This window comes from Arenibacter sp. ARW7G5Y1 (assembly GCF_003201775.1).
In the GTDB taxonomy this organism is placed as follows: Bacteria; Bacteroidota; Bacteroidia; order Flavobacteriales; family Flavobacteriaceae; genus Arenibacter.
In genome coordinates, this window is sequence record NZ_QJJZ01000004.1 from 81,267 (window position 1) to 92,544 (window position 11,278).

Annotated in this window: 7 protein-coding genes; 4 read left to right on the forward strand and 3 right to left on the reverse strand. The window is 39.7% G+C overall.

Going from position 1 to position 11,278, the window contains the following annotated elements; all coding sequences use genetic code 11:
* Window positions 1-174 precede the first annotated feature (174 nt).
* Window positions 175-1,314, reverse strand: a complete 1,140-nt coding sequence (gene folK / locus C7972_RS07310) for a 2-amino-4-hydroxy-6-hydroxymethyldihydropteridine diphosphokinase (RefSeq protein ID WP_110355570.1) — start codon at window positions 1,312-1,314, stop codon at window positions 175-177.
* Window positions 1,315-1,499: 185 nt separating this feature from the next.
* Here folK and sppA point away from each other — a divergent pair, with 185 nt between their 5' ends.
* Window positions 1,500-3,260, forward strand: a complete 1,761-nt coding sequence (gene sppA, locus C7972_RS07315) for a signal peptide peptidase SppA (protein ID WP_110355571.1) — start codon at window positions 1,500-1,502, stop codon at window positions 3,258-3,260.
* A 78-nt stretch (window positions 3,261-3,338) separates the two neighbouring features.
* Here the strand turns inward: sppA and C7972_RS07320 are convergent, their stop codons facing one another.
* Window positions 3,339-5,417 (reverse strand): DUF5723 family protein, encoded by a 2,079-nt coding sequence (locus C7972_RS07320; RefSeq protein WP_110355572.1) that lies wholly within the window; start codon window positions 5,415-5,417, stop codon window positions 3,339-3,341.
* 135 nt (window positions 5,418-5,552) lie between these two features.
* On the opposite strand from C7972_RS07320, the gene C7972_RS07325 reads away from it, so the two are divergent.
* Together C7972_RS07325 and C7972_RS07330 are read left to right on the forward strand one after the other, a co-directional pair.
* Entirely contained in the window at window positions 5,553-6,278 is a 726-nt protein-coding gene (locus C7972_RS07325; protein WP_110355573.1) for a queuosine precursor transporter, read from the forward strand.
* Window positions 6,279-6,595: 317 nt separating this feature from the next.
* Complete coding sequence (locus tag C7972_RS07330; protein WP_110355574.1) at window positions 6,596-9,337, forward strand: AsmA family protein; 2,742 nt, start codon at window positions 6,596-6,598, stop codon at window positions 9,335-9,337.
* 153 nt (window positions 9,338-9,490) lie between these two features.
* On the opposite strand, the gene C7972_RS07335 is transcribed toward C7972_RS07330, so the two are convergent.
* Window positions 9,491-10,378: a MerR family transcriptional regulator gene (locus tag C7972_RS07335; protein ID WP_110355575.1), complete on the reverse strand. Its 888-nt coding sequence runs from the start codon at window positions 10,376-10,378 to the stop codon at window positions 9,491-9,493.
* A gap of 151 nt (window positions 10,379-10,529) precedes the next feature.
* On the opposite strand from C7972_RS07335, the gene C7972_RS07340 reads away from it, so the two are divergent.
* Window positions 10,530-11,278 (forward strand): fasciclin domain-containing protein (locus C7972_RS07340; RefSeq protein WP_146216288.1); only part of this gene is annotated, 749 nt, incomplete at its 3' end.

Genomic DNA, 11,278 nt, shown 5'->3' on the forward strand with positions numbered 1-11,278 from the left:
ACCCAACCGATAGGTTGGGTTTGGCAATATATAGTTTGAGTTAGTTAGTTTAAAACCTTCCAGTCTTTCCGTTGAATTTTTTGATGTTTATTCAGCTCAAAACCAGTTTAATGGATGCGCAAGTAAATAAATTGATTTGTCTTGTGCAAGTAATATGTGAAAATTATCTTAAAATTAGAGTTTCACCGCATATTTTAGGATCCGGTCCAGAATCAATTCATAATCGGCCGGGTTCTCCACAAAATCCAATTCACTGATATCCAAAATTAGATTATGTTGCTCGGGAAAACTCTTTATATAATCAAAGTACCCCCGGTTTAGTTGCTCTAAATATTCGGGCGATATATTCTGTTCGTAATCCCTTCCCCGTTGTTTTATGTTCCGCAGTAACCGTTCTGTATTTTGGTACAGGTAAATATAAATTTTCGGTTTTTTTATCTCTTTGTACATTAGGTTAAAGAGCTTCCTGTAAAGTTTAAATTCATCTTCCTGAAGGGTGACCTTGGCAAAAATTAAGGATTTGTTGATGTCGTAATCACTTACCATAAAGTCCTTGAAAAGATCGAACTGGGAAGTGTCGTCCATAAATTGTTGGTAGCGATCGGCTAGGAAAGACATTTCCAAAGGAAAGGCAAATCTGCCCTGATCCTCGTAAAATTTGGGTAGGAACGGGTTGTCTGCAAAACGTTCCAAAACTAATTTTGCATTAAAATCCTGCCCAATCTTATGGGCCAGCGTAGTTTTCCCCGCTCCAATATTTCCTTCAATGGCTATATATTCCAATTGGGAAAAGAGCTGTGACCTGTTTTTATATAGCTTATGGTGCGTACGGGTAATAGTGCTTTGGTCCTTACATTCCTGTAATAGGTTCCTGGTATCCTTATTTAGAATTGGATGGTAGAGCTGTGGGGCTATGTCCGCCAGGGGCCTGAGAACAAATCGCCTCAGATGCATGTTGGGGTGGGGGATGGTCAGGGCCTCGGTATTGATTATTAGCTTGTCATAATAAAGGATATCGATATCCACCGTCCTGGAGGAGTAACCCTTGGCTCTATTCCTCTCCCTGCCCAACTTTGTTTCCAATTGCAGTAATTTCTCCAAAAGAACGGAAGGGGAAAGAACCGTTTCTACCATAATGCACGCATTAAAGAAATTATCGCCTTCAAAACCCCATGCGGGTGTCTCATATATAGGGGATGTTTTTACAACTTCGCCAACACTGTCTTGGATTAGAAATACCACTTCCTGCAAATGGTTGAGTTTGTCCCCAAGATTGCTTCCAAGTGAAAGATAGGTTGTTGTGGTCTTTATCATAATAGGCGGGCAAAGTAAACAAAAGTATTTAACTTCATAAAGGGAAATAACAAAAACAGAACCAATTTTAAGTGGCCTTTCCTAAAATCCAGCTAAGGAGCCTATAGGTTATAAAATTTAACAAATATAATTGCGGCAAAGCTACATTGGTTATCTTTGCAAGTTATTAGCAATACATACGAGGAATGAACTTTTTAAGAAATTTATTAGCTGCAATTATAGGATGTCTCATCGCTTTTGGAATCATGTTTGTCATGTTCCTTGTTCTGGCTGCCCTGATAGGTCAAGGTGAGGATACCGTGGTGGTGAAGGATAATTCCGTTTTGGAAATTCAGTTGCAGGCCCCGATCAATGATTATGTAGGGATGGATGAGTCCAATCCGTTCGCCGGACTTTTTAATGTCAATCAAGGATTGGATGATATACTGCATGCCATTCGCGTAGCCAAGGAAGACAATAAGATAAAAGGGATTAGTCTTAATAACAACATGCTTATGGCCGGTTTGTCCCAAACACAAGCCATTAGGGATGCTTTGACCGATTTTGGTGAAAGTGGGAAGTTTGTATTCGCCTACGGGGATTTCTATACACAGAAGGATTATTATTTGGCCAGTGTGGCCAATGAAGTATTCCTCAATCCTGTTGGTGCCATGGATTTTAAAGGCTTGTCTACGGAAGTATTATTTTTTAAGGATCTACAGGAGAAGACGGGTATTAAAATGGAGGTAATTCGGCATGGGAAATATAAGAGTGCGGTAGAACCTTTTTTGGCCAACGAAATGAGCGAGGCCAATAGGACGCAGATCAAGGAGTTGTTGGATGCCTTATGGCAGTCCATGCTTACCAATATTTCGGCAAGTAGGGATATTTCCGTGGCCGATCTGAACCATATTGCGGATACCTTGGGCGCCCGTACCACAGAATACGCGGCCACATCGGGCTTGATAGATGAAGTAGTGTATTTTGATGAATATGAAGGCATGATTAAGGATAAAATTGGCGTAGATCCGGCAGACGATATCAACTATGTTCCCATATCCGATTACATACGTACAGCCGGTAAAATAAAAATTAATAGCGGCAAGGATAAGATTGCGGTAATCTATGCCCAAGGTGAAATTTGGTACGGGGAAGGAGGTCCTGATGTAATAGGTCAGGGAATTATTAATGACGCCCTAAAAAAGGCTAGGGAAGACGAGGAGGTAAAGGCAATAGTGCTCAGGGTAAATTCTCCCGGTGGCAGTGCGTTGGCTTCCGATATTATTTGGCGTGAGATCGAAATCACCAAGCAATCCAAACCAGTGGTGGTGTCTATGGGAGATGTTGCCGCTTCCGGAGGCTATTATATAGCAGCGGGAGCCGACAAGATTTTTGCAGAGCCCATGACGATTACAGGGTCTATAGGTGTTTTTGGTACCGTTCCCAACATAAGTGAACTTGCCGAAAATATAGGGGTCAACGCCGAACAGGTGGGGACCAATAAAAACTCGGTAGACTATTCACTATTTGAGCCGATGGGCGATAATTATAGAAGCAATGTGTTGGAAGGGATAGAAGCAACCTATGAAACATTTTTGGATAGGGTGGCCAAGGGTCGGGGAATTACCATGGCACAAGCCGATAGTGTGGCCCAGGGTAGGGTTTGGAGCGGGGTGGACGCCAAGCGTTTGGGATTGATAGATGGATTGGGGGGACTGGACGACGCAATTGCAGCGGCTGCTAAAATGGTGGAATTGGATAACTATGGAATTAGAAAACTTCCCAAGTATAAATCGGATTTTGAAAAGTTGATGGAAGATTTGGGAGGTGCTGCCACCAAAAGCAAGGAAAGCATTATAAAAGAAGAAATCGGTGCAGAGGCATATGCCATTTTAAAGGAGATAAAATCCGCATTGGAAAATAAGGGAATCCAGGCCAGAATGCCGTTTACCCTTTATATCAAATAGGAATTCCATTTCCTTAAATTGGTAAAATAAAAAGCCCCTTGCATGCAAGGGGCTTTACTATTATCTACAAATTTAAAACTAGTTTTTTACCAAGTTAATTTCCACACGTCTATTTTCTGCGCGTCCTGCTTTGTACATGTTGGTGGCTATAGGTTTGCTTTCCCCATATCCAATAGATGTTAGTCTTGAGCTGTCAATCCCTTTTTCAACTAAGAAATTTTTAACGGAAAGTGCCCTTTCCTCGGAAAGTTTCTGATTGGACGGTACACTACCTATGCTGTCCGTATGACCCTCAACCGTGAATTTGGCATTGGGATATTCATTGAGTATTTTTATGATATCTACCAACACATTGGTTGACTCTATTTTGATGGTAGCCTTACCCGAATTGAACAAAATGGTCTTGGCATACTCATTTAAGGTTTTTTGAACCTCCTCGGTAACTTCGGGGCAGCCGTTATTGGCAACAGTTCCAGCTACATCAGGGCAATTGTCGTCTTTGTCCAATACACCGTCACTGTCGGTATCTGGCCAAGGGCATCCGTTGTTTTCCAAAATACCCGATTCCTCCGGACAATGGTCATCCTTATCCAACACACCATCATTGTCTGTATCTTCCCAAGGACATCCTTTGTTTTCAATAATTCCTGCTTCCTCGGGACAGTTGTCATCCTTGTCCAACACTTGGTCGCCATCGGTATCTGGCCAAGGGCATCCGTTGTTTTCAACAGGTCCTGGAACCTCAGGACATCCATCTACCTTATCCAATACGCCATCCTCGTCCTTGTCTTTTGGCCTGGATTGATAAATAGGGATTTTTAACCCGGCATAAACATCCGCTCCTTTGGAGTTGTCACTGGTCAATACGGTTAAGATGGAACCAGAACCGATATACAATGGCCCTGCCCTTAAACCAGCTCCCCACTGTACACCTAAGTTTTGTACATAGCTGACAGGGGAATAAAAACTAAACCATTTGCTTTCAAACCTAGGGGTAAGGGAAACAATATTGGCAATACTATTGGTATTGGTTTTGTCCTTTGAAGTAATTGATAAATCGGTATTTAGATTCATATAAAAGTGATTGTTGATATTCCAATCAGCATTTAGATGCAAGGCTGTAGGCAAAACTGCTTTGGATGCATTGCCAGACCTGATTTGTGTGTACAGGTTGTTTAGCTTGTCCTCAAATCCTTCTTCGTTATCAAAATCGTCTTCACTTATAGAATTGGTAATGTCATACGCATTTTCGCTACCCTCATATTTCAGGCTTCCAAGGTCGGTCAATGACAGTCCAAATTTTAATTTGTATTTATTAATGTCCTTGGGAGCGTAGGGATTTCCGTCCTTGTCCGTAACGGTATAGTCCGCAAAATCAGGCCTCCATTCGTAGATAAAACCTAGATCTACCCCAAAACCGTCCGCACTCTTAACAAATTCATAATCTTCAAAATCGTTCGTTATATTGGCGCTATTCCCATAGGCTATTTCACCTTGGGACTCAATACTTCCTGTTGTTCCAGAGCCATCCGCATCATAATCTATAACAATGTTCTTTCCACTTGAATAAGCGTTGCCATAGCCCATGAGGTATTTTAGTGAGATACCCCCTTTAAGAAAGTGCTGTTCCTGGTTCATTAGCACTGTGGCGAATGTGATTCCGGTTTCTGCCCAAGCATTGGCGCTCAGCTGATAGTCTCCTTCGTTTACATTGAAATCTTCATTTTCATCAAACTCATTGGAAATATTATCATAAGTATCCCCATTAATATCGTTTACGTTAAAAAACACCCTGCCCCTAGTGAATACTGCCAATGAATTCCTGGAATTGATATTGAACATAAATGATGGTCCCAAAATATCAACATTGCCATAGGCATTATTTGCGTTTTTTGGTGATTTTGTTCCATCCTCATCAAAATCAAAATCGTCCTCAAAAATATCTCCAAATTTCGCACTGTAATAGTCGTTTCCTACCAACCCACTAACCCCAATGAGGTTTATATCCGATTTTAATCTAGAGTCCACTATATTGGCAGGATTGGAAATTAGACCGTGTACCCCGTTGTAATTGTCCGTGCCCAGTCCAATATAGGATTGGCCCTTGACGACTGTGGTTATTAGGATTAGGAATGCTACTAAAATACTTTTGTTCATGCTTAAAAATTTAGTTTATTTCTTTTTTATTGTTAATCGACCCCTGTTCTTGTAAATTTGATTTTTTACAGGGATTAAAGTGTAGGAACGCTTTAATTGGGTTTTAATTATAAAATGTTAAATTTTTTTTGACCAATGGGGAATTCGGTTTTAAAGGACGGGGATAAGAAGTTGGCTTTTAGGATTTACCTATATTTGGGAGCTTTGTTCATTACTTCCTTGGTAGTTTCCAATTTAATTTTTCAAAAGTTCTTTTATTGGAGGCCTTTTGGGGATGTTACCGTTTTTGGGGCGTCTTTGTTTGAAATCTCTGTGGGTATATTGCCCTATCCGTTAACTTTTCTGATTACAGACCTGATTTCTGAAATTTATGGCAGAAAAAAGGCAAACCAAATTGTTACTGCGGGGATTTTTGCCTCTTTTTTTTCCATGGGGATTGTATTGCTTGCCAATTGGGTCCCGGCATTGCCCAATTCACCGGTACAGGATGAGGAGTTTAATCATGTGTTTGCCCTTTCACCTATTGCCGTTTTTGCTTCTATGTTGGCATATCTTTTTGCACAATATATAGATATTGGTATTTATCATTTCTGGAAAAAATTGACCAATGGCAAGCATCTATGGCTGCGCAATAATTTTTCTACTTTTCTTTCCCAGTTTATAGACACCTTTACGGTGGTAGGCCTTCTTTGTATATTTGGAGTGTTGCCATGGGCCATGTTCTACGGACTTGTGGTAAGTGGATTTATTTTTAAAGTAATTGTTGCCTTCTTTGACACCCCTTTTCTGTATTTCTTTGTATATCTCTTTAGAAAACGGTTCAATTTGCAGGTAAATCAGGAAATTGATCTTGAAGCATAATAAAACTGGCTTTTCTCAGTTCTTATCGAGTAGTTCAATATATTGATTATATCATTGGTGTATTAGCTGGAATAACAATATGAAAAGTGTTTTGTGTTTCCGTGTTAAATTTTGTTTAAACTAAACGGGAATTTTGATTTTACTTGGTGATATATTGTAGAATTGCGTTAATAATTATTGGTATATGTTTAATCTTATGTCCAATTTCCAGTTAATATTGTGCCATAGGGCCAAACCTAGCTGAATGGATTGTGAAATATATGGAGTATTGCTCCGGTAGCGCCATCAAGGGTATATAATATTAATAAAAGTAACAGATGAAAAAGAAGATTTTAAAAATTGTCGGAGGCATTTTTTTGGTAATAGTTATACTGCTAATAGCAACCCCATTTTTTTTAAAGGGCAAAATTGCGGATATTATTAAGAATAAGGTGAACAATAATATTAATGCCACCTTCGATTTCTCAGAGGCCGATTTAACTCTTTTTAGTAGTTTTCCAAATGCTACCGTTACCTTGGATAGGATAAGCTTGATAAATAAGGTTCCCTTTGAGGGCGATACGTTATTTGCATCCGATAAGGTAACCCTGGATATGTCTATCAAGGAACTGTTCAAGGATGCCAGTGAGCCCATTGCAATAAAGAGTTTAATATTGGAACGCCCGCTTATCAGCATAATGGTAGACAAGGAAGGGAATGCCAACTATGATATAGCCAATGATGGTGGTACTTCCTCCGGGACTGCAACCGGTACCACATCTTCCGAAAGTGGTTTTAACTTGGCTTTGGAGTCTTATGGCATCAATAATGCGTTCATTAAATATAATGACCTTTCAAGTGGTATGTCTTTTGCCATTTCAGAGATGAACCATAGCGGTAGGGGGGATCTTTCCTTGGAAATTTCGGAATTGGATACCGAGACCAGTGGTTTGGTCTCCTTTGAAATGGACAGTACACAATATTTAAATAAGAATCCGGTACAATTGAAGGCACTTATAGGGGTAGATCTTAAGGAAAACAAGTATTCCTTCTTAAAGAACGAGGCCATGGTTAATCAACTGGCCTTGGTATTTGACGGATTTATTAAATTGAATGATGACAACCAGGAGGTAAACATTCGTTTTAAAACACCTTCGTCCGATTTTAAAAACTTTTTGGCAGTGATTCCAGCTGCTTATTCCAAGGATATAGCACAGGTTTCCACAACTGGAAACTTTACCGTTTCAGGTGAATTTAAGGGAATTGTGGATGATGATCATATTCCCCAGTTTAAAATCGATATAAATTCGGATAATGCCTCCTTTAAGTATCCAGATTTGCCAAAATCGGTCAGGAACGTATATATAGATACCGAAATTTCCAATAATACAGGAATAACGGAAGATACCTTTGTTGATATCCGAAAGTTGTCCTTTATGATAGATGAGGACAAGTTTAATATGGTAGCCAAAATAAACGACCTTATGGGGAATACAAAGGTCAATGCCAAATTGGACGGGAAAATGAACCTGGCCAATATTTCAAAGGCCTATCCAGTTCCTGCCGATTTGAATTTAAAGGGCATTTTAATTGCTGATATTTCTACGGCCTTTGATATGGCATCCATAGAAAAAAAGAGGTATGAAAATACCAAAACCACCGGTAATTTAAAATTGAGCGACTTTGAATATAAGTCGGATGAATTTCCCAACCCAATTAACTTAAAAAGTACTTCAGTAACTTTTAACCCTACTACGGTAACCCTGAACAATTCGGAAGGAGCAACCGGCAAGACCGATTTTGATGCCTCAGGGACCATCAATAACCTATTGGGGTTTATGTTCAATAATGAAAATGTAGAGGGGAACTTCAATTTAAAATCCAACACATTTGCTGTTAATGATTTTATGGTGGCTGAAACTGCCACCGACGATGGTGGCACAGAAAAAGGGGCCACGACTACAAGCACGGAGGAAAAGATAAAAATACCATCCTTTTTGGATTGTACCATAAATGCCAGTGCCAATACCGTTATTTATGATGACCTTACCTTAAAGGATGTAAAGGGAACACTTAGAATTAAAGATGAGAAAGCTATTCTTACCAATATGACATCTTCCATATTCGACGGTAAATTAGCTTTGAACGGGGAAGTTTCTACCAAGGAGGCCACGCCAACCTTTGCCATGAAATTGGGAATGGACGGATTTAAGATTGCCGAAACCTTTAAGGCTTTGGAAATGTTTAGGACACTGGCGCCCATAGCTAAGATTCTGCAAGGAACATTAAATTCGGATGTTCAGATATCGGGAAGTTTAAAGGATGATTTTACGCCCAATCTAAGTACCATTTCAGGGAATATCCTGGCCGAATTGATGACCAATCAAATTGATGCCAAAAGTGCACCCTTACTTACTGAGTTGGACAGTAAACTAAATTTTTTAGATCTTGAAAAACTCAATTTAAAGGATTTAAAAACGGCATTGACCTTCGAGGACGGAGTGGTCAAGGTTAAGCCATTTACGATAAAATATCAGGATTTTGCCATCAATGTAGCCGGTAGCCACACATTCGACCAAAAATTGAACTATGCAGCTACCATTGAAGTGCCTGCCAAATATTTGGGAAAGGACATAACCAATTTAATAGCTAAAATTGATGAGAAATCTTTGGAAAATTTAACAATTCCAGTGACAGCCAATATAGGTGGCGCCTATACCAGTCCTACGGTGACAACCGACCTTTCTTCGGGTATAAAAAATTTAACCGCACAACTGGTCGAAATAGAAAAACAGAAATTGATCAATAAGGGGAAGGACAAGGCCAAGGACTTTATTGGGGATCTTATCAACAAAAATCAGAAAGCAACAGATTCCACCAAAAAGAAAAATCAGGAAAGTACCGCAGACGTTATTGGAGGCCTATTGGGGAGCAACACCAAAAAGGTAGATTCCACCGGAAAAACCGATACTACGGTGGTTGCCAAAAAAGAAGCTCAGAAAGAAGTGGCTAAAAAAATTATTGGCGGACTATTCGGTAAAAAAAAGGAGGAAGAAAAGAAAAAAGACAGTGTGCAGTAGACCAATTCTGGAGGGTTTTCATCAATTGTAATACTATACTGGTTTAAGGCTAGAACAGAATAGGTCCATGCCGATTTAGAAGACTGGTATACACCTGGTTTATATCTATTGCAGCAATGTTGATTCACTATTATAATGGCCGGTGGTGCCGTACTAAGCTCGGGTTGATGATAAAGCCTCCTCCAAAATTTTAATCAAATCGGATGGACTTTCCAAATAAGTCACCAGGGGGTTTATATTATTAAGCTCAAAATTAATGGGACTTCCAGAGAATAATAATGGAGTTTTGGTTTCAGACGATAACCTTATAACTTTTTCCTCAACCACGGAAGGGGTGGTGGTGACAAAAAAAGTCAGAAGATAATTTGGCTTTACTAACTGTGCCATGGTCTTTACATTGTCATAGGGTACATTTTGTCCGAGGTAAAATACCCTCCACCCTAGCTTTTTGGCAATGAAGGAAGCTAACAATAATCCTATTTCATGATTTTCCCCTTCGGCCAGGAACAAGATGATCTTTGGAGCATTCTTTGGTGCAATGGGCAATAGATCTATGGCGGAACAAATTTTTTGACGGATCAGGTTCGATACAAAATGCTCTTGCGCAGGCATAATCTTGTTAATGCCCCAGAGAACTCCAACTTTATGTAAAAAAGGGTAAATAAGCTCGGTGAAGGTAGTTAATATCCCATTTTTGATGATTTGGGATTTAATTATATTGTCAAATTCCTGTTCGTCCAAATTAATCATGCTCAATACCAAGGCCTTCACCTCGGCATCTTGGTTAGACTCGATCAAGGCGTCTGCGACCACCTTATGAATTTCTTCGTCCGTCATCTTGGCTATAGCGGACAATCGCACTCCTTGGCTTCTTAGGATACTTATGTTCAATAGTTTCTTTAACTGTGCATCCGAATAGAACCGGATATTGGTATCCGTTCTTTCTGGAATTAAAAAGTCGTATCTACTTTCCCATTTCCTTAGTGTATGGGAATTAATACCTGTTAGGGATACTATCTGCGCCATGGAATACCTACTCATATCATTGTCTAATAAATTGCAATGTAAAGTTAAACAAATATTCCAGTTGGAAGGTCAATAAATTTATTATGTCTAATATTTATATAAAATAAGTTGGACAAAAAGAAATAATGTTTATATTTGTCTAAGTATTAACAATAAAAAATTAGACATGAAAAAATTTGGCATTTATTTTTTGACATTTTTCAGTTCACTGTTACTTTTAGTTTCCTGTGACAATGATGACGACAATGACATAATTGATGAGCCCACTTTGAGTACCATTGTGGAAACGGCCCAGGACACAGACATTTTAAGTAGTTTGGTATCTGCTTTGGCCAAGGCGGATGAAAACGACGATTCAGATTTGATCGGGGCATTGAGTGGCAATGGGCCTTTTACGGTTTTCGCACCTACCAATAGCGCCTTTACTTCCCTTTTGGCCAGTTTGGATGGATATGATAGTTTAAGCGACTTTGATACTCCGGAAAAACGGGAGCTTCTCGCTACTATTTTAAAATATCACGTAGTGGTTGGGGCCGCCGCTGATTCCAGTTCTCTTTCCAATGGTCAGGAATTTACCACACTGCAAGGGGAAAAAATTACGATTAATATAGACGGGGATGTTTATATACAGGATCCGACCGATGCGGACGCAAAAGTAGGTCCTGCAGATGTATTGGCTTCCAATGGTATTGTACACATAATAGACAAAGTATTGGTTCCACAGGAAGTTTTGGACGCCTTAACTCCAGAGCCAACACCCAATATTGTAGAGCTGGCAATGGATACCGAATTTCTATCTTTATTGGTAGGAGCCTTGGTACAGGCCGATGCCGGTTTGGTGGATCTGTTGCAGACAGATGGCCCTTTTACCGTGTTTGCACCTACAGACGCCGCCTTTGCCGCCCTCTTGGAAAC

Coding starts and splice junctions, on each gene's coding strand:
- C7972_RS07325 (WP_110355573.1), top strand. CDS start 5,553: ATGGGGAATTCGGTTTTAAAGGACGGGGATAAGAAGTTGGCTTTTAGG.
- C7972_RS07320 (WP_110355572.1), bottom strand. CDS start 5,417: ATGAACAAAAGTATTTTAGTAGCATTCCTAATCCTAATAACCACAGTC.
- sppA (WP_110355571.1), top strand. CDS start 1,500: ATGAACTTTTTAAGAAATTTATTAGCTGCAATTATAGGATGTCTCATC.
- C7972_RS07335 (WP_110355575.1), bottom strand. CDS start 10,378: ATGAGTAGGTATTCCATGGCGCAGATAGTATCCCTAACAGGTATTAAT.
- C7972_RS07330 (WP_110355574.1), top strand. CDS start 6,596: ATGAAAAAGAAGATTTTAAAAATTGTCGGAGGCATTTTTTTGGTAATA.
- folK (WP_110355570.1), bottom strand. CDS start 1,314: ATGATAAAGACCACAACAACCTATCTTTCACTTGGAAGCAATCTTGGG.